Source organism: Streptomyces sp. BV286 (genome assembly GCF_019090165.1).
In the GTDB taxonomy this organism is placed as follows: domain Bacteria; phylum Actinomycetota; class Actinomycetes; order Streptomycetales; family Streptomycetaceae; genus Streptomyces.
The window spans coordinates 206,501-226,717 of sequence record NZ_JAHRIB010000212.1 but is presented as its reverse complement, the minus strand read 5'-3'; the positions used below and the strand labels follow the sequence as shown (position 1 = coordinate 226,717).

The window sequence follows — 20,217 nt, the reverse complement described above, 5'->3', positions numbered from 1 at the left end:
CCGTCTCAGGGAACGGGCGCCGAACAGGCGTGGCGCCCGTTCCCCGAGCGCGTCCGGCCAGGTGTCCGGGCGGTCCTCGCACCCCCGTGGCGCGGACCGCCCGTGCTCATGAGGTCAGCTGCGACGGCCGGCCTTGTCGACCACCGCCATGGTCACGGTCGAGTTGCCGCCGACGACCTTGCCGCCCTCGGTGAGCCGCCTGCCGACGACCCGGTAGGTCTGCGGGTCGAGCAGCCACTCGTCCCCCATCTTCAGGCCCGTCGGCCCGATGTCCTTCCCCTCGTACCGCAGTGCGATCACCGGGCGTCCGGCGGCGTTCCGTACGACGTGGTCGGTGACCTCGCCGCCCGGCAGGGTCGCGAGCGCGCGATAGAGCCCGGCCAGCCCTTCGGACGGCATCACCGGGGTGTCGAGGAGGACGCCGATCTCCCGGTAGTCCCGCTGCGCCTCGGTCTCGCCCTCGATGTCCCCGATCGCGTGCTCGTCACGGATCGCCTTGAGCGCCTTGTCACCGTCGGCCGGCACGGTGGTCATGAACCGGTACATCTCGCGCGGCGAGCGGTCGTCGCCCTCTCCCCCGTTCTCCAGCCGCATGCTCCGGATCTCGAGCTCCGCCCCCGGCATGGGCAGGACGGAACCGATGGCGCTGCCGTCGTAGCGGATCCACTGCCGGGAGGTGAAGTGGTTCGTCCGCCCTTCCTCGGGGGGCTTCCGTCCGTCCTCCTGGACGGTCTCGGTGTAGATCCACTGCTTGGCGCGCGGCACCGTGACCGGTCCCTGCCGCTCCACCGTCCGGGCCGCCCGTTCCAGCAGCTCGGCCGCGCTCATCCCTTTCAGGTTGATGCTCGGGGAGGCCGCGGGCCGGACCGTCCGGCCGGAGTCGCCGCCGTCCGCCAGCACGGACGCCGTGACGGCGACGGCGGTCACCGACACCACGACGGCGGCGATGACGAACTTCCGGCGCCCCCACACCGCGCGGGACCGCCATCCCGCCGTCACCGCCTCGGCCAGTCGCGCGCGCCCGGGGGCGAGCCGCGCCCGGTCCGGGGCGGGCGCATCCGCTCGGAGGTTCCGTACCTCGGTCATCTCGTCCATGTCAGATCACCTCCGGGGTGTCCGGTACGAATGCGGGATCGGCGCCCAGGGCCGTACGCACCCTGCGCCGGGCCCTGTTGAGCCGGGAGCGGACCGTCCCGACGGGTATGTCCAGGGCTTCCGCGACCTCCTGGTAGGTGAGGTCGGCCCAGGCGACGAGCAGCAGCACGTGCCGGTCCCCCGCCGGCAGTGCGGCCAGGGCGCCGGCGAGCGGTGCCTGCGCGGCGACGCGGTTCTCGGTCTCCTCCACCCATGAGGCGGCGACCGGGTCGGTCCCGGTCCGGGCCAGTGCCCTGAGGGCCCGTACCTCGGTGCGGCGCTGCTTGCCGATGAGGTTGCCCGCGATGCCGTAGAGCCAGGGGCGCGCGTTGGCCCGGGTCAGGTCGTAGCGGGTGCGGATCCGGAACGCCGTGAGGAACGTGTCCGCCGTGATGTCGTCGGCCGCCCCGTCCCCGAGCCGCCGGGTCACGTACCGGTGGATGTCCGGCGCGTACCGGTCGTAGAGCCGGGCGAACAGCTCCGGTTGTTCCAGAGACTGGGCGACGACCTCGGCGTCGTCGTGCACCTCGGCCTCCGGTGCCGGTGGTCCGGTCACAAGTCCTCCCCCTGTTGGTCGTGCCGAGCCTTTCACCGCCTGTTCCCCGCAGGACGGCAGAAGGTTCACGGTTCCCGCGCGGCGGACGGAGGGAGAGAGAAGACGGCGGGAGGGGGACGCGGAGGGGGTGGGTTCAGGGGAGCATCCGCGCCAGCATCTCGCGGGCGTACGCCTCGTCGTACTCCGCGCCCGTCAGGAGCACCTGCAGACAGATGCCGTCCAGCAGCGCGACGAGCGCCCGCGCGGTGGCCGGGTCCGTGCGGCGGCCGATGCGGTCGGCGAGGTCATGGCACCATTCGGCGGCGACGGGGCGCAGGGCGGGGCGGCGCAGGGCGGCGAGGTACAGCTCGTACTCGAGCTCCGCCCCGGGGCGGTCGCCCGCCAGCCACTCGCCCGTCACCGCGGCGAGTTCGCCGGCCAGGTCGGCGTCGGTGTCCTCGAAGGAGCTCCTCTCGGCGAGCACCTGTGCGAAGCCCTCGTTCGCCTGCCGCAGCGCGGCGACCATCAGCTCGTCGAGGGTCCTGAAGTGGTACGTCGTCGAGCCGAGCGGCACGTCCGCCTCGGCCGCCACCGAGCGGTGGCTCAGTCCGGCGATGCCCTTGGCGGCCACGACACGGATCGCCGCGTCGATGATCCTCTGCCGTCGCGCGGGGTCGTAACGCCGGGCCATCAGCGGTCGCCGCACGAAGTCATCAGTGCGCCCCGCCCACGTTCAGCACGATGACCCCGCCGATGATCAGCGCAATTCCGGCGAACTTGGTGAAGCTCAGCCCCTCCCCGAGGAACACGATCCCGATCACCACGATGGCCGCCGTGCCGAGGCCGGACCAGATCGCGTACGCCGTGCCGACGGACACGGTCTTGAGCGTCTGCGCGAGCAGTACGAAGGCGATGATGTAGCCGAGGGCGGTCAGCACGGACGGCCAGAGCTTGCTGAAGCCGTCGCTGTACTTCATGGCGGTCGTGGCGGCCACTTCCGCGGCGATGGCTCCGGTGAGCAGCGCGTATCCCATGCGTACGAGTGTACGCATCGATATGTACGCCCGTACGCAGAACCGGAAAGTCCGTCCCGGACGTGCGCCTGCCGTGACCGCGGTCCCTGTCGGCGCCCCGCGGACCCGGCGGCGACCGGCTGTGCGAATGTGCGCACCGAGCTTCCCTCGTTCGCTCGTTTTCCTTATGGAACAGGGAAGTTACCGCTGGTTACTGTGCGGCACTCCGGACCGCTGTCGCACCCATGGAGACAAACATGAGCACTGGAGTCCCCCCTCGCCGCGCCCGGTGGCTGCGCCCACTGGCGGCGGGAGCGCTCGCCGTGGCCGCGCTGACCGCGACACCCTCGGCCGACGGGGCACCGGCCGCCGCCGACACGGCCCGCACCGAGACACCGGTGTCTTCCGCGTCCCCGGTCAAGGGCATCACGGAGACCCAGGTCTCGCTGCGGATCCCGCTGCCGGCCTCCGTCGGGGCTCACCCGGCGCGCTGCGACCGGCTGTCGTACCTGCGCTACCGCTCCTCCGACGGACCGTCGAGGTCGGCCGACGCCGACCGGATCCTGGTCGCCCAGCCCGGCATCCTGGAGGGCGCGGGCGCCTTCGACAGCGTGGCCCGCAACACGGTGCGGGCGGCGGCGGACAAGGGCGACCACATCGAGTTCTGGGCGCTGGACCGGCGCTCCAACTGCCTGGAGGACAACGCCGGGGTCGCGACGGGCAGCGTGGGGAAGGCGGTCGGCTACTACTACGAGGGCCAGAAGGTGGACGGCCGCGCCTTCGACGGGTTCCTGACGAGCGATCAGGTGGGGTGGCTCGGCGAGGTCGGTCTGGAGCAGACCGTCCGCGACCAGTACGACCTGCTGACCGCCGAACTGCCCGACCAGAAGCTGCGCAAGGAGAAGGTGCTGTGCGGCGGGCACTCGCTCGGCGGGGTGCTCACCGGCGTCTTCTCCACCTGGGACTTCGACGGGAACAGCGCGACGAAGGCGGACGCGGGCTTCAACCAGTGCGCGGGCTACTTCGCCCTGGACACGACGATCGCCGTCAACCTCGACGACCTGAACGGCGGTTCGGGCACCCTCGACGGCGGCCTGCTGCCGAGGGGCATGGTCCCGGAGACGGGCCTCGGCTTCACCGCCGTACAGGCCGGCCTGCGCACCGGCGTCCTGCCCCGCTTCCTCGCGCTGCCCGCGGTGCTCAACCCGGAGATCATGAACGTGCTCGCGATCAGCGGACTGGCCGCGCGCACCGCGCCCGACACGCGGTCCACGCTCCAGGACGCGCTGCCGGAGAACACCAACATCGAGACGACGTCCCGCACGATGTTCTCGAAGAACGCGGCCGTGTTCCTGAGCGGACATCCGACGATCCGCGACTTCCGCCTCACCAACGAGGCGGTCCTGGGCGCCTTCATGGACGACAACTCGGCCCCGTTGTCCTTCATCCAGACCAGCGTGGGCCTCTTCGACGGCGGCCGGATCGCCGACAAGAACTTCCCGGTCTCGAACGACGTCCAGGGCTCGCCCGCCCTCTTCGGTACGGAGTTGAAGGCGATCCCGGACGAACCGGGCGGCCCTCTCTACACCTGGCGCGACTTCGACCGGGTGGGCGCGGCGGACGACCCGGTGCACCGCTCGGCCGACGGCACGCCGTTCACGACGGCCGCCAAGGAGGTGTCGGACATCGGGGAGTTGGCCCGCAGTCTCTCCGAGCAGCCGCTGGACTTCACCGAGGACTACTTCCCGACGAAGCTCATCACGGACATCTCCCTCGTGGAAGACCCGCGGATCGCCCGGCACATGGTGCACTCCACAGGCCCGACCGCCAATCCGGCGATCACCTTCGTCGCGGGTGACGGCATCCTCGCCGACCACGTCCCGGCGGACAAGAACCCCATTGTCCTTCCCGGTTACCAGCACCTGGACGTCCTGACGGCGGCCCCGGTCCAGAACGGCGGAGGCCGCGAACGGATCGCCACGCTCCTGTCGGCCTTCGGAGCGCGTTAGGCCCTGAGAGGAAATCTCCCGGCCGCACGGGAGAATCCGCTTCGGCGCCCGAACTCCCCCTTCGGGCGCCGAAACCGCCTCCTCAGGGCCCTGATCTCTAATCCTTAAGCCTTGAACTATCTTTCCCGGCCGACCCATTCGACGATCGGTTGCAACTGACGCACAATCGTTGCGGCTTCTGGAAGAAACCGCTCTCAGAAACGCTTACTCGAAGCGCACAGGTTCCACTAATGTTCCCCTCGTCGCGCACGCGGATCCCCCGGCCACAGCCGTACCGCGTGCCCGTGACCTCCGCCTCCTTCTTGTGCCACGACCTTGTGCCACGACACATGACCGATCCGCGTCCGCCCTCGGCGACGCTGGGGGAACCGCGCATGCCAGAAAGAAAGACCGGGTCGGCTCCCGACCCGTCGGCCCACCCCCCGAAGGTGTGGGAGACCGGCGAATCCCTGGACGAGTCCCGAATACCCGGAACACGCCGGCTCTGGCTGGCCGGAGCACTCCTCGTGGCGGTCCTCGCCTCCACCGTGACGGCGGTGACCGTGCTGGAGGACGGCAAGGACACGTCGGCGAAGGACCAGAAGCAGAACACCACGTCCGCCGCGGACGAACCGGTCACGCCCCGCGCGCCCGCCGCGACCGCACCGAGCGGGAAGAGCGGCCTGGCCGCCCCGGAGGCCTCCGAGGAGAAGACGGACGGCAAGTCCTCCGCACCCGAGGACAAGCAGCAGGGCGGCGCGAAGCCCGATCCCGTCCCGCGGCCCTCGAAGTCCGCCTCCCCCAAGCCGTCCAACCCGCTGAAGTCCGTCCGGGCGGTCAACTACCCGGACCGCTACTGGCACCTCTCGTACGACTCGGTACGCCTCGACCAGGTGAGCTCCCACAGCTCGTCCCGGACCAGGCAGGAGGCCTCCTTCAAGGTCGTCCCCGGCATCGCCGACTCCAGCTGTGTCTCCTTCTCGCTGGGCGACAAGCGCTACCTGCGCCACCAGAACTTCCGCCTGCGGGCGGACCGGCACGACGGCTCCGAGTACTTCAAGCAGGACGCCACGTTCTGCCCCCGCCCGTCGGTCCACTCCGGAGCAGTCGCGCTGGAGTCGTACAACTTCCGCGGCCGTTTCCTGCGCCACCGCAACTTCGAGCTCCGTCTGGACCCGGCCGAGTACAACCAGCTCTACCTGGCGGACTCGGCGTTCCGGCTGGTCAAGGGACTGAGCTGAGCAGGAGACCGGGCTGAGCGAGCCGCTCACGGTGTCCGCCGACGCGCGGCACCGGCCCCCCGACACGAGCGAGGCCCCCGGCGGACATGCCGGGGGCCTCGCTCGTACAGCCGGGTGTCAGACGTTGAAGCCCAGCGCCCGGAGCTGGTCACGGCCGTCGTCCGTGATCTTGTCCGGGCCCCACGGCGGCATCCACACCCAGTTGATGCGCAGTTCGTTGACGATGCCGTCCGTGGCGGACTTGGCCTGGTCCTCGATGACGTCGGTCAGCGGACAGGCCGCCGACGTCAGGGTCATGTCGATCGTCGCGATGTTCGCGTCGTCGACATGGATGCCGTAGATCAGCCCGAGGTTGACGACGTCGATACCCAACTCGGGGTCGACCACGTCGTACAGGGCCTCTCGGACTTCTTCCTCCGAGGCCGGTTTCATCTCGATGGTCTCGCTCATGCCGTCTTCCTTTCGGCGCCGGCCTCGCCCAGGGCCTGGGCCGTCGCGTCCTTCCAGGCCATCCAGCTCAGCAGCGCGCACTTGACGCGGGCCGGGTACTTGGAGACCCCGGCGAACGCGACCGCGTCCTCCAGGACCTCCTCCATCGCGTCGTCCGGTGTGATGCGGCCCTTGGACTGCATCAGCTCCAGGAAGGTCTCCTGGATCTTCTGCGCGTCGGTGAGCTGCTTGCCGACGAGGAGCTCGTTCAGCACGGAGGCCGAGGCCTGACTGATGGAGCAGCCCTGGCCCTCGTACGAGACGTCGCTGATCGTCGTGCCGTCGTACTTCACGCGCAGGGTGATCTCGTCGCCGCACGTCGGGTTGACGTGGTGCACCTCGGCGTCGCCATCCCGCAAGCCCCGCCCGTGCGGGTGCTTGTAGTGGTCCAGGATGACTTCCTGGTACATCGAATCCAGCTTCACGGTTTCAGCACGCCCCTCAGCCGAAGAAGTTCCGTACGTGCTCCAGACCGTCGACCAGTGCGTCGATCTCGGCCGGCGTGGAGTACAGATAGAACGACGCTCGCGTGGTCGCAGGAATTCCGTAGCGCAGGCAGACGGGGCGGGCGCAGTGGTGTCCCACCCGGACCGCGATGCCCTGCTCGTCGAGGACCTGGCCCACGTCGTGCGGGTGGATGTCACCCAGTGTGAACGAGATCGCCGCGCCGCGGTCCTCGGCCGTCGTCGGGCCGATGATCCGCAGGTCCGGGACCTCCGCGAACCGCTTCACCGCGTACTCGGTGAGCGCGTGCTCGTGGGCGAGGATCTTGTCCATGCCGATCGCGCTCAGGTAGTCGATCGCCGCACCGAGACCGACCGCCTGCGCGATCGGCGGGGTGCCCGCCTCGAACTTGTGCGGGGCGGGAGCGTACGTCGACGAGTGCATCGACACCGTCTCGATCATCTCGCCGCCGCCGAGGAACGGAGGCAGGTCCTCCAGCAGCTCCTGGCGGCCCCAGAGGACGCCGATGCCGGTCGGGCCGCACATCTTGTGGCCGGTGAAGGCCACGAAGTCGGCCTGGAGGGCCTGGACGTCCATCGGCATGTGCGGGGCGGCCTGCGAGGCGTCGATGCAGACCAGCGCGCCGACCTCCTGCGCGCGGCGCACTATCGCCTCGACGGGGTTGACCGTGCCCAGGATGTTCGACACCAGCACGAAGGAGACGATCTTCGTCTTCTCGTTGATGATCTCGTCGATGTTGGACAGGTCGAGACGGCCGTCGTCGGTGAGGCCGAACCACTTCAGTTTCGCGCCCGTGCGCTGCGCCAGCAGCTGCCACGGCACGATGTTGGAGTGGTGCTCCATCTCCGTGATGACGATCTCGGTCTCGTGGTCCACCCGGTAGGGCTCGTCGGCCCAGCCGAGCATGTTGGCCACGAGGTTGAGCGACTCGGAGGCGTTCTTCGTGAAGATCACCTCGTCGCGGCTCGGCGCGTTGATGAACGCGGCGACCTTGTCGCGCGCGCCCTCGTACAGCGCCGTGGCCTCCTCCGCGAGCACATGCACGCCGCGGTGGACGTTGGCGTTGTAGTTCTCGTAGTAGCCGCTGAGTGCGTCCAGCACCTGGCGCGGCTTCTGCGAGGTCGCCGCGTTGTCCAGGTACACGAGCTTCTTACCGTCGTGGACCCGGCGGTCCAGGATGGGGAAGTCCTTACGGATCGCCTCGGTGTCGAGGAGGCCCGGCAACTGCGTCACGCTGATGCGCCACCCTTCGTGTATACCTCGTAGCCCTCGTTCTCCAGCTTGTCGGCGAGTTCGGCGCCGCCGGACTCGACGATCCGGCCGCCGGAGAAGACGTGCACGTGGTCGGGCTTGATGTAGCGCAGGATGCGCGTGTAGTGCGTGATCAGCAGGGTGCCGACCTCACCGGTCTCACGGACGCGGTTGACGCCCTCGGAGACGACGCGCAGGGCATCGACGTCCAGGCCGGAGTCCGTCTCGTCGAGGATCGCGATCTTCGGCTTGAGCAGCTCCAGCTGGAGGATCTCGTGGCGCTTCTTCTCACCGCCGGAGAAGCCCTCGTTCACGTTGCGCTCGGCGAAGGAGGTGTCCATGTTGAGACGCTCCATGGCCTCCTTGACCTCCTTGACCCACAGCCGCAGCTTGGGGGCCTCGCCGCGGATCGCGGTGGCGGAGGTGCGCAGGAAGTTGGAGACCGAGACACCGGGGACCTCGACCGGGTACTGCATCGCCAGGAACAGGCCCGCGCGGGCACGCTCGTCGACGGACATCTCCAGGACGTCCTCACCGTCGAGGGTGACGCTGCCGCTGGTGATCGTGTACTTCGGGTGACCCGCGAGGGAGTAGGCGAGCGTCGACTTGCCGGAGCCGTTCGGGCCCATGATGGCGTGTGTCTCGCCCTGCTTCACGGTGAGGTCGACGCCCTTGAGGATCTCCTTCGTGGCGTTGTCGGCCTCGACGGTGACGTGCAGGTCTCGGATTTCAAGCGTTGCCATGGGTACCTCAGGACTCCTGGGTGAGGGAGGCGTGGACGTCGACGAGGACGCTGCCTCCTTCGATCTTTACGGGATATACGGGGACGGGGCGCGTCGCGGGGAGGCCGGACGGCTTACCGGTTCTGAGGTCGAACGCGGAGCCGTGCAGCCAGCACTCGATCTGACAGTCCTCCACCTCGCCCTCGGAGAGCGAGACGTTCGCGTGCGAGCAGATGTCGTGGATCGCGAACACCTCCCCCTCGGTCTGCACGAGCGAGACCGGCGTGCCGTCGAGCTCCACCCGCTTCGGGGTGTCCTTCTCCAGCTCGCTCAGGTCGCAGGCCCGCAGGAATTGGGCACGGTCGGAGGCAGTCATCAGACCGACGCCTCCAGCTCCTCGTCGATCTTCACGAGAAGGCGCTCCTGGATGTCGTCGACGCCGATCTGCTGGACCAGCTCGGCGAAGAAGCCGCGGACCACCAGGCGACGGGCCTCGTCGGCCGGGATGCCGCGGGCCATCAGGTAGAAGAGCTGCTCGTCGTCGAAGCGGCCGGTCGCCGAGGCGTGGCCCGCGCCGACGATCTCGCCGGTCTCGATCTCGAGGTTCGGCACGGAGTCGACCCGGGCGCCGTCGGTCAGAACCAGGTTCCGGTTCATCTCGTACGTGTCCGTGCCCTCGGCCTTGGCCTCGATGAGGACGTCGCCGATCCACACCGCGTGGGCGCCCTCGCCCTGGAGCGCGCCCTTGTAGACGACGTTCGACTTGCAGTGCGGGGTGTTGTGGTCGACGAGGAGGCGGTGCTCCTGGTGCTGGCCGGCGTCCGTGAAGTACAGGCCGAAGAGCTCGGCCTCGCCGCCGGTGCCGGCGTAGGAGATCCGCGGGTGCAGGCGTACGAGGTCGCCGCCGAAGGTGACCACGAACGACTTGAAGGTGGCGTCGCGGCCGATCAGCGCGTTGTGCTGGGCCACGTGCACGGCCTTGTCGTCCCAGTCCTGGACGGAGACGACGGTCAGCTTGGCACCGTCCCCGAGGAGGTAGTCGACGTTGGCGGCGAGTACGGCGTCACCGGTGTGGTCGATGACGACGACGGCCTCGGCGAAGGCTCCGAGCTCGACGACCTGGTGGGCGTAGGCGACGCCGCCCTCGCCGTGCACGGCGATGCGGATCGGCTCGGTGAGCACGGTCTCCTTGGGGACGGTGATCACGCCGGCCTTCTCGAACGCCGAGTACGCCTGGGCGGCGATGCGGTCCACCGGGGTGCCGGCCCTGCCGAGGCGGGCGTCGTCACGGCCGACGGCCTCGACGATGACGCCCTCGGGCGCCTGGACGTCGACCTTCAGGCCGTCGCTGGCGGCCGCGGTGCCGTCGTGCAGGCCGCGCAGCCGCTCCAGCGGGGTGAACCGCCACTCCTCCTCGCGGCCGTGGGGGACCGGGAAGTCCCCCACGTCGAAGGACGGGGGCGCACTCATGCGCGTGGCGACGGTCGACTCGGCGGCCACCGCGATCTGGCCCGCGGTGGTGGAGCCCACAGGGATGTTTTGCGCCTCAGCCATGGCTGTCGGTCTGCTCTCTTCCTACGTCGGAAATCTAACGACTGCTGGGGGCGGGTCTAGCCGACCGCGCCTTCCATCTGCAGCTCGATCAGCCGGTTGAGCTCCAGGGCGTACTCCATGGGCAGCTCCTTCGCGATGGGCTCGACGAAGCCGCGCACGATCATGGCCATCGCCTCGAACTCGGTCATGCCCCGGCTCATCAGGTAGAAGAGCTGGTCGTCGCTGACCTTGGAGACGGTGGCCTCGTGGCCCATGGACACGTCGTCCTCGCGGACGTCCACGTACGGGTACGTGTCGGAACGGGAGATGGTGTCGACGAGCAGCGCGTCGCACAGCACGTTGGACTTGGAGCCGTGGGCGCCCTCGCCGATCTCGACGAGACCGCGGTAGGACGTACGCCCGCCACCGCGCGCCACGGACTTCGAGACGATGTTGGAGGAGGTGTTCGGCGCCATGTGGACCATCTTGGAGCCGGCGTCCTGGTGCTGGCCCTCACCGGCGAAGGCGATGGACAGGGTCTCGCCCTTGGCGTGCTCGCCCATCAGGTAGACGGCCGGGTACTTCATGGTGACCTTGGAGCCGATGTTGCCGTCGACCCACTCCATGGTCGCGCCCTCGTAGGCCACGGCACGCTTGGTGACCAGGTTGTAGACGTTGTTCGACCAGTTCTGGATGGTCGTGTAGCGGCAGCGGGCGCCCTTCTTCACGATGATCTCGACCACCGCGGAGTGCAGGGAGTCCGACTTGTAGATCGGCGCCGTGCAGCCCTCGACGTAGTGGACGTAGGCGTCCTCGTCGACGATGATCAGCGTCCGCTCGAACTGGCCCATGTTCTCCGTGTTGATACGGAAGTAGGCCTGGAGCGGGATCTCGACGTGCACGCCCTTCGGCACGTAGATGAAGGAGCCGCCGGACCACACCGCGGAGTTCAGCGACGCGAACTTGTTGTCGCCGACCGGGATGACCGTGCCGAAGTACTCCTTGAAGAGCTCCGGGTGCTCCTTCAGCGCCGTGTCGGTGTCCATGAAGATGACACCCTGCGCCTCGAGCTCCTCGTTGATCTGGTGGTAGACGACCTCGGACTCGTACTGGGCCGCGACACCGGCGACGAGGCGCTGCTTCTCCGCCTCGGGGATGCCGAGCTTGTCGTACGTGCTCTTGATGTCCTCGGGCAGGTCCTCCCAGGACTGCGCCTGCTTCTCCGTGGACCGCACGAAGTACTTGATGTTGTCGAAGTCGATGCCGGAGAGGTCGGAGCCCCAGTTCGGCATGGGCTTCTTGTCGAACAGGCGCAGGCCCTTGAGACGGAGCTTGGTCATCCACTCCGGCTCGCTCTTCTTGGCGGAGATGTCCCGGACGACGTCCTCGTTGATACCGCGCTTGGCAGAGGCACCAGCCACGTCGGAGTCGGCCCAGCCGTATTCGTAGTTGCCCAGGCCCTCGAGCTCGGGGTGGGCGGTCTCCTCGATGGGGAGTGTCATGCGGGGTTCCTCCCGGCGGTACGTGCGGATGCGTGATCAGTGGTCTTGGGAAGCGTGGAAATCTTGGGGATGAACGTCGTGCAGACCCCGTCGCCGTGGGCGATGGTGGCCAGCCGCTGGACGTGTGTCCCCAGCAACTGGGAGAAGATCTCGGTCTCCGCCTCGCACAGCTGCGGGAACTGCTCGGCGACATGAGCGACCGGGCAGTGGTGCTGGCAGAGCTGCTCGCCGACCGGTGCGCTGCGCGCCGTAGCAGCGTACCCGTCCGCGCTCAGGGCCTTGGCCAGTGCTTCGGCGCGCTTCTCGGGGGCGACGGACTCGACGGCCTTGCGGTACGCCTCGGCCTGGGCGGCCATCCTGGCGCGGGCGAAGGCGACGAGCGCCCCCTCCCCGCCCTCACGCTCGGCGATCCAACGCAGGGCGTCGGCGGCGAGCTTGTCGTAGGACTGGTCGAAGGCGTCCCGGCCGCAGTCGGTCAGGGCGAACACCTTTGCGGGCCGTCCGCGCGTACGGGCGCCGTAGACCCGCTGCTCGCGGGCCTCCACGACGTCGTCGGAGACGAGGGCGTCAAGGTGGCGGCGGACGGCGGCCTGGGTCAGGCCCAGCCGTCCGGCCAGGTCGGCCACGGTCGACGGGCCGTGGTCCAGGATGGAGCGCGCGACGCGGTTGCGCGTGGAGCGCTCACCGGTCGCGAGTTCCTCCTGAGGGGCCCCCGCGGGGGTCTCCCGAACCTCGCCGACGTATTTCACAACGCCATTGTTGCGTAATTCCTCAGAGACTGACAAGCCGCGTCCGCGCCGGGCGGGGTGCGGTGCATCACTTAGGTAAACCTAATCTGACCTGCGGCAATGATCTTTGATCGATCAATTCGGTGGCGGCGTGCGGGGGTGTCGGCGAGACTGCCGAACCATGCCGACACCCCCTCCGACCGGCCCTCTCGTCACGCGCGCCGGCCTCGCCGCGGACCTGCGCGCACTCGGTGTGCGCCCCGGTGAGACGCTCCTCGCGCACTCGTCGCTCCGTTCCCTCGGCTGGGTCAACGGAGGTGCGGTCGCCGTCGTCCAGGGACTGCTCGACGCACTCGGCCCCGACGGCACGCTCGTGGTTCCCACCCAGTCGGGGGACCTCTCCGACCCGGCCCTGTGGAGCAACCCGGCCGTGCCCGAACAGTGGTGGCCGACGATCCGCGCCACGATGCCCGCGTACGACCCGCTCGTGACGCCCTCACGCGGAGTGGGCGTCGTCCCGGAGACCGTGCGCACCTGGCCCGGCGCCCTGCGCAGCGCGCACCCGCAGACCTCGTTCGCGGCCGTCGGCCCGGGCGCGGCGGCGGTCGTCCGGGACCACGCCCCGGACTGCCGGCTGGGCGAGCGCAGCCCGCTGGCCCGCCTGGAGGAGAGGGGCGCCCGGGTCCTGCTGCTCGGCGCGGGCTACGACTCCTGCACCGGTTTCCACCTCGCCGAGTACCGGATCCCCTCGCCCCGGACGGAGGTGGGGCGGTCCGTGCTCACTCCGCAGGGGCCGCGCTGGGAGGTCGTGACGGAGGTCGCGGTCAGCTCGGAGGAGTTCGACACCCTGGGCGCCGACTTCGAGCGGGACCGGCCGGTCGTGCGCGGCCGGGTGGGCGCCGCCGACGTGCGGCTGTTCCCCCTGGCCGACGCGGTGGCCTACGCGCAGCGGTGGCTCGCGCTGCACCGCTCGCGGGAGGAATGGATCACGGACGACGCGCCCGTCCCGCGCCGCTCGTGACCCGACCCGCCCTCCGGCACCCGCCCGCCCGTCCCTAGACTTGGCGCTCATGCGAAGCGAGGCCGCCCATGCGAAGTGAGCCAGTCGTCCAGGTCAACGGTCTGGTGAAGCGGTACGGCAGGAAGACCGCGGTGGACGGCCTGGACCTGGTGGCCCGGGCGGGCGTCACCGCCGTGCTCGGCCCCAACGGCGCGGGCAAGACGACCACCGTGGAAAGCTGTGAGGGATACCGCAGGCCGGACTCCGGAACCGTCCGTGTGCTCGGCCTCGACCCGGTGCGCGAGGCCTCCGCCCTGCGGCCCCGCGTCGGCGTGATGCTCCAGTCCGGCGGCGTCTACTCCGGCGCCCGCGCCGACGAGATGCTCCGGCACGTGGCCGAACTGCACGCGCATCCGCTGGACGTGGACGCGCTGATCGAGCGCCTGGGCCTCGGCAGCTGCGGCCGGACGACGTACCGCCGGCTCTCGGGGGGCCAGCAGCAGCGCCTCGCGCTCGCCATGGCCGTCGTCGGCCGCCCCGAGCTGGTCTTCCTGGACGAGCCGACCGCGGGCCTCGACCCGCAGGCACGCCGGGCCACCTGGGAACTCGTACGCGATCTGCGCGCCGACGGTGTCTCGGTGATCCTGACCACGCACCACATGGACGAGGCCGAGCAGCTCGCCGACGACGTGGCGATCGTCGACGCGGGCCGGGTCATCGCCCAGGGCTCCCCCGAGGAGCTGTGCCGCGGCGGCGCCGAGAACACCCTCCGCTTCAGCGGTCGCCCCGGCCTCGACGTGACCTCCCTCCTCAAGGCCCTCCCGGCGGACTGCACGGCGGCCGAGCCGGCCCCGGGCACGTACCTGGTGGGCGGCAAGATCGACCCGCAGCTCCTCGCGACCGTCACGACCTGGTGCGCCCAGCACGGGGTGATGCCGGAGAAGATCTCCGTGGAGCGGCACACCCTGGAGGACGTCTTCTTGGAGCTCACCGGTAAGGAGCTGCGCGGATGAGCGCGGAAACGGACGCCCGGGCCACGGGCGGCGGCACGTACGCGCCGAGGCCGGGAGCGGCCCCGCTGCCCCGGATGATCGCGGCGCAGGCGGCGCTCGAGACGAGGATGCTGCTGCGCAACGGCGAGCAGCTGCTCCTGACCGTGATCATCCCGACGCTGCTGCTCGTGCTGTTCAGCGCGGTGGACGTCGTCGACACGGGCGAGGGCGAGGCCGTCGACTTCCTGGCGCCGGGCATTCTCGCGCTCGCCGTGATGTCGACCGCGTTCACCGGCCAGGCGATCGCGACGGGCTTCGAGCGGCGGTACGGCGTGCTGAAGCGGCTCGCCGTCTCGCCCCTGCCCCGCTGGGGCCTGATGACGGCCAAGACGCTGTCCGTGCTGGTCACGGAGGTGCTCCAGGTGATCCTCGTGACGGTCATCGCCCTGACGCTCGGCTGGTCGCCGGAGGGCAACCCCTTCGCCGTACTGCTGCTCCTCGTCGTCGGCACCGCCGCCTTCTCCGGTCTCGGTCTCCTCATGGCGGGCACGCTGAAGGCGGAGGCCACGCTGGCCGCCGCGAACCTGGTCTTCCTGCTGCTGCTCGTGGGCGGCGGGGTGATCGTCCCGCTGGACAAGTTCCCGGCGGCGGCGCAGGACGTCCTCGGCCTGCTGCCGATCACGGCGCTCTCGGACGGTCTGCGGGACGTGCTGCAGCACGGGGCCGGAATGCCCTGGGCGGACCTCGGGATCCTCTCCGTGTGGGCCGTGGTGGGCCTCGCGGCCGCCGGCAGGTTCTTCCGCTGGGAGTGACGGCACGGTGGCGGAGGGTGGCAGGGTGGGGGCTCGTGAACGCGTGCACAAGCAGCCCCCTACGATGGATCCCGTGCCAAACGTGACCCGAGCGGACGCCGCTCAAGCCGTGCGCAACCCGCTCGCCTTCATCGCCGGGCGCTGGACCCCCTCACCACGGACGGTCCGGCGCGCCGCGCTCGCCGCGCTCGTCATGGCGGTGCTGATCGTGGTCACCGGTGGTGCCGTCCGGCTGACCGGCTCGGGCCTCGGCTGCCCGACCTGGCCGAAGTGCACCGACGACTCGCTGACCACCACGAGCGAGATGGGCGTGCACGGCGTCATCGAGTTCGGCAACCGCATGCTGACGTACGTCCTGTGTGCCGCGGTCGGCTGGGCGATCATCGCCGCCCGCTCGCAGAAGCCGTACCGGCGCAGCCTCACCCGGCTCGGCTGGACGCAGTTCTGGGTCGTCATGGGCAACGCCGTCCTCGGTGGTGTCGTCGTCCTCGTCGGCCTCAACCCGTACACGGTCGCCGCCCACTTCCTCCTCTCCACCGCCCTGATCGCCGTCGCCACGGTGATGTGGCAGCGCACCCGGGAGGGTGACGACGCGCCGCGTCCGCTGGTGGGCAGGCCGGTGCTGCAGATGGCGTGGATCCTGGTCGCCACCACCGTGCTGCTGATCGCGGTGGGCACGGTCGTGACCGGCGCCGGCCCGCACGCCGGTGACTCCAGCGAGGTCGAGCGCATCCCGCTGAACTGGGAGAACGTCACCAAACTGCACGCCGTCCTGGCCTGGATCGTGGTGACGCTGGTCTTCGCCCTGTGGTTCGTGCTGAAGGCCGTCGACGCGCCCCCGGCTCCCCTGCACCGCACCCGTGATCTCTTCCTGGTGCTCCTCGCGCAGGGGGCGATCGGCTACGTCCAGTACTTCACCGACCTGCCGGAGGTCCTGGTCGGCCTTCACATGTTCGGCTCCTGCCTGGTGTGGATCGCCACGCTCCGAGTGCTCCTGGCGCTGCGGGAGCGGCCCGAGGTCGTGGCGGAGCTGCCGGGCCAGTCGACGCGGTCGGCGCTCAGCCGCACCTGAGCGGACGTCCGGCGCGCCCGCGCGCGCCTGACCGACCCGCCCACGCGTCACGTGTACGCGGCCACCAGACGGTCGATCGCCGGTCCCAGGTAGTCACGGGTGAGCTGCCCCCTGCGGGCGGCCCACTCCCGGCCCGTGGCTCCAGGCTCCTCGTACCGCCGTCTCCTGACGTCCTCGACCACCTCGACGGGTGCGCCGAGGCCGGGCAGCAGGCCGAGGGCCTCCCGCTTGGTGATCAGCCGCCCCTCCCTCAGCGTGACCGCGGCACGGGCGTGGGTGACCAGGCCCGCGTCCACCCAGACGTCCTGCGTCCAGTCGGCGGGCCGGTCGAGCTGCGGTCGCCAGAAGTCCCGCTGGTCCCGCGCGACGAACTCGGCGAGTTCGTCGTCCGTCACGGGCGGCAGCAGCTGCTCGGGCGGCTCCCCGGACAGGACCAGCCCGAAGGTGTGCAGTTCGCGCCGGGTCACCGGCGTGACCGTCCGTTTGAAGAGCTGCTGGTGCGCCCACGTGAGGTGCCGCCGCTCCGCGCCCGCCGTCGTCGCGGGCGTCAGATAGGTGCAGTGCAGTTTGGCGACGAGCGGTTCGCCGCGCAGGCGGGCGTGCAGCAGGGCCACCCGCCAGACCGTCCTCGCCGTGATCGTCCCGTCGAGGACCACGATCAGGTCCAGGTCGCTGCGGCCCTCCTGGTAGTCGCCCCCGCCGAGCGAGCCGTGCGCCCACGCGGCGACGGGGGTGAGTCCGCGCAGTTCCGTGAGGAAGCGGTCGAGGAGCCGGTCGGTCGCGTCGCTGCGAGTCATGCACCCAGTCTGTGCAGTTCACTCCACCCCGTACACCCGCCGTGCGTTTCCCGCCGCGATCAGTCCCGCCACCCGCTGCGCGTCGGCCAGCGACCAGGCGCCCTCCGCCACCCAGGTGCCGAGCACCCGTGCGAGCGCCTCCCGGAAGAGCCGGGCTCCGACCACATGGAGCTCGGGCAGCCCGTGGGCTCCGCTGGAGAAGAGGAGCTTGCCGAAGGGGGCGAGCTCCAGGATCTCCGAGAGGACGGCCGCCGCCCGCGCCCCGGTCCGCACGAGCGCCGCGCCCAGGTCGGCGTACACGTGCGGGAAGACCCCGGCGAGGTGCGCCGCGTGCCGGTGGTACGGGTAGCCGTGCAGCAGCACCAGGTCGGTGCCGAGGCCGGCCGTGGCGCGGGCGAAGTCGGTGAGCAGGACGGGATCGGTGCGGTCGATCCGCATACCCGGTTCGCCGAGACCGGCGTGCAGCTGGAGGGGCAGGCCCGAGGCGACCGCGATCCACAGCAGGTGCCGGAGCAGGACCGGATCGCTCAGTGCGCCGCCCACCCGGCGGCCCGCCAGCCACCGCCCCGCCGCGCCCCGCACCTCTCCGGGACCGGGCGGTTCGGGCGCGAGTGCCAGTCCGTGCCGTACGCCCGCCACCGACGTGAAGGCCACGGCGTGCACGGCCGCGCCGTGCACCGACTCGGCGAGGTTCGCGAGAAAGGACTCGACGGTGCCGGAGGTGTCGGCGACCTGTTCGGCGAGGAGTTCGAGACGGACGATCTCGTGGGCGTCGGCCGCCCCGGTGGAGGCCATCTCGCCGGGGCCGGTGAGGTCGCCCGGCAGCCCCGTGTCGACCAGGTAGGTCGTGATGCCGCTCCCCCGCAGCAGCTTGCGCCCCGCCTCCAGGACGCCGAGCTCCCGGCGTCGCGCCAGGTAGCGGGCGGGCGGGCAGTGCGGCTCCAGCCCCAGCAGCGGGGGGCACCAGCGGCGTACGGCGAACCCGGTCTGCGTGTCGAAGAAGGTGGTGCCGGCCGCGGGCGGCCCCTCGCCCCTGGCCAGGTGGGCCTCGAAGGTGCCGAGGCCCAGCTCCGTCCGCAGCACGCCGTGGCAGTACTGGTCCACCAGCGACGGTGTTTCGATCATCCGGACTCCCCCCGCGTATGGGCCCTGCCATTACGGGGCCTAACGGGCGAGACGGGGGTCAGGTGTTGGCCTGGGGACCGCGGGTCGGTCGTGGCCGGCCGTGCCCGTGCGGCGGAGCCGCGGACATCGCGGCCCTGGGCTTCGAGCGGGGCCGCGGCGGCCGGGACCTGGTTCAGGCGTTGCCGGGGCCGCCCACCTGGATGCCCGCCATGCGGGTCCACTCGTACGGTCCGGTCCTGACCTTGTTCGCGAACTCACCGTCGAAGTCGTCGTGGACGGTGATGCCGGATTCCTTCACGGCCTGTTCGGCGACGGCGTAGCTGGGGGCCACGAGATCGCCCCAGTCGCCGTCCTCACCCACGAGGACGATCCGGGCGCCCTTCTGCCCGAGGTACGCGATCTGGCCCTCGGCGCCGCCGTGGGCCTGCGCGAAGGAGGAGATCTGCTTGGCGAGCTTCGCCGTGCGGCGCTCGGCCCTGGCGTCCCGCTCGGGGCCCGCGCCCTCGTCAACCTGCTGGATGTCTGCCATACCAGGATGCTACCGACGGGTAGATCGGCTGGCGACGGCCGGGCTCAGTGGTCTTCCCCACGCGCCCGGGCCGTGCGGTGGGAGGTCAGCGCAGGAAGGGGTCCACGGCCACCGCCACGAACAGCAGCGACACGTAGGTGATGGACCAGTGGAAGAGCCGCATCTCCTTCAGCTTGGCGCCGACGGCGCCGTTCCTGGCCCGGGACTGCAGGCCGTGCGCCTCCCAGAGCCAGAAGCCTCCGGTCACCAGGGCGACGGCGGTGTAGAACCAGCCCGTGTAGCCGAGCGGCTGCAGCAGCAGGGAGACGGCGACCATGGCCCAGCTGTAGAGGACGATCTGCCGTGCGACGACCCGGTTGGAGGCGATGACCGGGAGCATCGGCACGCCCACGCGCGCGTAGTCCTCCCGCACCTTCATGGAGAGCGGCCAGTAGTGCGGCGGCGTCCAGAAGAACATGACGAGGAAGAGGATGACCGGGGCCCACGACATGGAGTTCGTGACGGCGGACCAGCCGATGAGGACGGGCAGACAGCCCGCGATGCCGCCCCACACGATGTTCTGCGACGTACGCCGCTTGAGGATCATCGTGTAGACGACGACGTAGAAGAGCAGGGCCCCGAGCGACAGCCAGGCGGACAGCCAGTTGACGGTCAGACCGAACAGAAGGGTGGAGACCACGGCGAGCGTGACGCCGAAGGCGAGGCACTCGCGCGGGCTGACCATCCCGGTGACCAGCGGCCGCTGCGACGTGCGCTCCATGAGCGCGTCGATGTCACGGTCGATGTACATGTTCAGGGCGTTGGCGCCCCCGGCGGAGAGGTAGCCGCCGAGGCAGGTGAGGAGCACCAGCTTCAGATCGGGCACTCCCTGCTGCGCCAGGAACATCACCGGAACGGTGGTGATCAGCAGCAGTTCGATGATCCGCGGCTTGGTGAGAGCGACGAACGCCTTGACCCGAGCCCCGAACGGCCGGTGGTTCGTACCCTGGCTCGTCCCACCGAGCACTCCCGCTGGACGGGATTCAACGGCCGTCACGCACACCCCTGACAGAGACATCCCAGCGAGCCCCGGGTGTGAACTCCCGGTAAAGGCTCGCGCGTACCACGCCACTGTAGACGTTGCCCAGACCCCGGCTCTCGCGGGGGTCGCCTCGTGTTGGAAGGGTCCCGCGAAGGACTGATCGGCTTCTGATTGAGCAGTCGGTTCCATGGTTCCGTATTCACTTGCCGAATACGGAACGCGCCGGTCGGGAGGCGGAAGAGGGAGAGTCCCGGCAGTCTGGAATGAC

22 protein-coding genes are annotated in these 20,217 nt (G+C 70.2%); 6 read left to right on the top strand and 16 right to left on the bottom strand.

Translation table 11 applies throughout. The features are described from left to right. Nucleotides 1–114: 114 nt before the first annotated feature. The 4 genes from KUF83_RS41595 to KUF83_RS41580 form a co-directional block, all read right to left on the bottom strand. Nucleotides 115–1,095 (bottom strand): CU044_5270 family protein, encoded by a 981-nt coding sequence (locus KUF83_RS41595; protein ID WP_217460316.1) that lies wholly within the window; start codon nt 1,093–1,095, stop codon nt 115–117. Nucleotide 1,096: 1 nt separating this feature from the next. Further along, nucleotides 1,097–1,690 (bottom strand): RNA polymerase sigma factor, encoded by a 594-nt coding sequence (locus tag KUF83_RS41590; RefSeq protein ID WP_217460315.1) that lies wholly within the window; start codon nt 1,688–1,690, stop codon nt 1,097–1,099. A 133-nt stretch (nt 1,691–1,823) separates the two neighbouring features. Then, nucleotides 1,824–2,360 (bottom strand): TetR/AcrR family transcriptional regulator, encoded by a 537-nt coding sequence (locus KUF83_RS41585; protein ID WP_217460357.1) that lies wholly within the window; start codon nt 2,358–2,360, stop codon nt 1,824–1,826. A 22-nt stretch (nt 2,361–2,382) separates the two neighbouring features. Beyond that, nucleotides 2,383–2,703 carry a multidrug efflux SMR transporter gene (locus KUF83_RS41580; RefSeq protein WP_217460314.1) on the bottom strand — a complete coding sequence of 107 codons (321 nt, stop codon included), beginning with the start codon at nt 2,701–2,703 and terminating at the stop codon, nt 2,383–2,385. Nucleotides 2,704–2,939: 236 nt separating this feature from the next. Between KUF83_RS41580 and KUF83_RS41575 the strand changes: the two genes are divergently transcribed. Both KUF83_RS41575 and KUF83_RS41570 read left to right on the top strand, forming a co-directional pair. Continuing rightward, nucleotides 2,940–4,691, top strand: coding sequence for a hypothetical protein (locus tag KUF83_RS41575; RefSeq protein WP_254645128.1), 1,752 nt, complete (start codon nt 2,940–2,942; stop codon nt 4,689–4,691). A gap of 374 nt (nt 4,692–5,065) precedes the next feature. Then, entirely contained in the window at nt 5,066–5,911 is an 846-nt protein-coding gene (locus KUF83_RS41570) for an AbfB domain-containing protein (protein ID WP_217460313.1), read from the top strand. A 117-nt stretch (nt 5,912–6,028) separates the two neighbouring features. On the opposite strand, the gene KUF83_RS41565 is transcribed toward KUF83_RS41570, so the two are convergent. Genes KUF83_RS41565 through KUF83_RS41530 form a run of 8 tightly spaced genes read right to left on the bottom strand, consistent with a single transcriptional unit; the run spans nt 6,029 to nt 12,622 of the window. Further along, the gene (locus KUF83_RS41565) at nt 6,029–6,361 is read right to left on the bottom strand and encodes a metal-sulfur cluster assembly factor (protein WP_217460312.1); all 333 of its coding nucleotides are present in this window, start codon (nt 6,359–6,361) and stop codon (nt 6,029–6,031) included. After that, entirely contained in the window at nt 6,358–6,825 is a 468-nt protein-coding gene (gene sufU, locus KUF83_RS41560; RefSeq protein WP_217460311.1) for a Fe-S cluster assembly sulfur transfer protein SufU, read from the bottom strand. Before sufU ends, KUF83_RS41565 begins: the two co-directional genes overlap by 4 nt. Before the next feature lie 16 nt (nt 6,826–6,841). Further along, nucleotides 6,842–8,098 carry a cysteine desulfurase gene (locus KUF83_RS41555; protein ID WP_217460310.1) on the bottom strand — a complete coding sequence of 419 codons (1,257 nt, stop codon included), beginning with the start codon at nt 8,096–8,098 and terminating at the stop codon, nt 6,842–6,844. Next, nucleotides 8,095–8,859, bottom strand: coding sequence for a Fe-S cluster assembly ATPase SufC (gene sufC / locus KUF83_RS41550; protein WP_217460309.1), 765 nt, complete (start codon nt 8,857–8,859; stop codon nt 8,095–8,097). Before sufC ends, KUF83_RS41555 begins: the two co-directional genes overlap by 4 nt. 7 nt (nt 8,860–8,866) lie before the next feature. Further along, entirely contained in the window at nt 8,867–9,214 is a 348-nt protein-coding gene (locus KUF83_RS41545; protein ID WP_217460308.1) for a non-heme iron oxygenase ferredoxin subunit, read from the bottom strand. Continuing rightward, nucleotides 9,214–10,392, bottom strand: coding sequence for a Fe-S cluster assembly protein SufD (gene sufD / locus KUF83_RS41540; protein ID WP_217460307.1), 1,179 nt, complete (start codon nt 10,390–10,392; stop codon nt 9,214–9,216). Before sufD ends, KUF83_RS41545 begins: the two co-directional genes overlap by 1 nt. Before the next feature lie 56 nt (nt 10,393–10,448). Then, entirely contained in the window at nt 10,449–11,873 is a 1,425-nt protein-coding gene (gene sufB, locus KUF83_RS41535; RefSeq protein WP_217460306.1) for a Fe-S cluster assembly protein SufB, read from the bottom strand. Continuing rightward, complete coding sequence (locus KUF83_RS41530) at nt 11,870–12,622, bottom strand: metalloregulator ArsR/SmtB family transcription factor (RefSeq protein ID WP_217460305.1); 753 nt, start codon at nt 12,620–12,622, stop codon at nt 11,870–11,872. Before KUF83_RS41530 ends, sufB begins: the two co-directional genes overlap by 4 nt. 160 nt (nt 12,623–12,782) lie before the next feature. Between KUF83_RS41530 and KUF83_RS41525 the strand changes: the two genes are divergently transcribed. The 4 genes from KUF83_RS41525 to KUF83_RS41510 all read left to right on the top strand — a co-directional run bounded on the left by KUF83_RS41525 (nt 12,783) and on the right by KUF83_RS41510 (nt 16,477). Then, nucleotides 12,783–13,622: an aminoglycoside N(3)-acetyltransferase gene (locus KUF83_RS41525; RefSeq protein WP_217460304.1), complete on the top strand. Its 840-nt coding sequence runs from the start codon at nt 12,783–12,785 to the stop codon at nt 13,620–13,622. A 68-nt stretch (nt 13,623–13,690) separates the two neighbouring features. Beyond that, nucleotides 13,691–14,614: an ABC transporter ATP-binding protein gene (locus KUF83_RS41520; RefSeq protein ID WP_217460303.1), complete on the top strand. Its 924-nt coding sequence runs from the start codon at nt 13,691–13,693 to the stop codon at nt 14,612–14,614. After that, nucleotides 14,611–15,405, top strand: a complete 795-nt coding sequence (locus KUF83_RS41515; protein WP_217460302.1) for an ABC transporter permease — start codon at nt 14,611–14,613, stop codon at nt 15,403–15,405. Before KUF83_RS41520 ends, KUF83_RS41515 begins: the two co-directional genes overlap by 4 nt. A 64-nt stretch (nt 15,406–15,469) precedes the next feature. After that, nucleotides 15,470–16,477, top strand: a complete 1,008-nt coding sequence (locus KUF83_RS41510; protein WP_217460301.1) for a heme A synthase — start codon at nt 15,470–15,472, stop codon at nt 16,475–16,477. A 47-nt stretch (nt 16,478–16,524) separates the two neighbouring features. Here KUF83_RS41510 and KUF83_RS41505 read toward each other — a convergent pair whose 3' ends face one another. The 4 genes from KUF83_RS41505 to KUF83_RS41490 all read right to left on the bottom strand — a co-directional run bounded on the left by KUF83_RS41505 (nt 16,525) and on the right by KUF83_RS41490 (nt 19,970). Continuing rightward, complete coding sequence (locus KUF83_RS41505; protein WP_217460300.1) at nt 16,525–17,274, bottom strand: nucleotidyltransferase domain-containing protein; 750 nt, start codon at nt 17,272–17,274, stop codon at nt 16,525–16,527. An 18-nt stretch (nt 17,275–17,292) separates the two neighbouring features. Beyond that, nucleotides 17,293–18,399 carry an amidohydrolase family protein gene (locus tag KUF83_RS41500; RefSeq protein WP_217460299.1) on the bottom strand — a complete coding sequence of 369 codons (1,107 nt, stop codon included), beginning with the start codon at nt 18,397–18,399 and terminating at the stop codon, nt 17,293–17,295. 172 nt (nt 18,400–18,571) lie between these two features. Beyond that, a complete protein-coding gene (locus KUF83_RS41495) occupies nt 18,572–18,928 on the bottom strand; it encodes a hypothetical protein (RefSeq protein ID WP_217460298.1) in 357 nt (118 codons plus the stop codon). 85 nt (nt 18,929–19,013) lie between these two features. Continuing rightward, nucleotides 19,014–19,970, bottom strand: coding sequence for a heme o synthase (locus KUF83_RS41490; protein WP_217460355.1), 957 nt, complete (start codon nt 19,968–19,970; stop codon nt 19,014–19,016). Nucleotides 19,971–20,217: the final 247 nt, after the last annotated feature.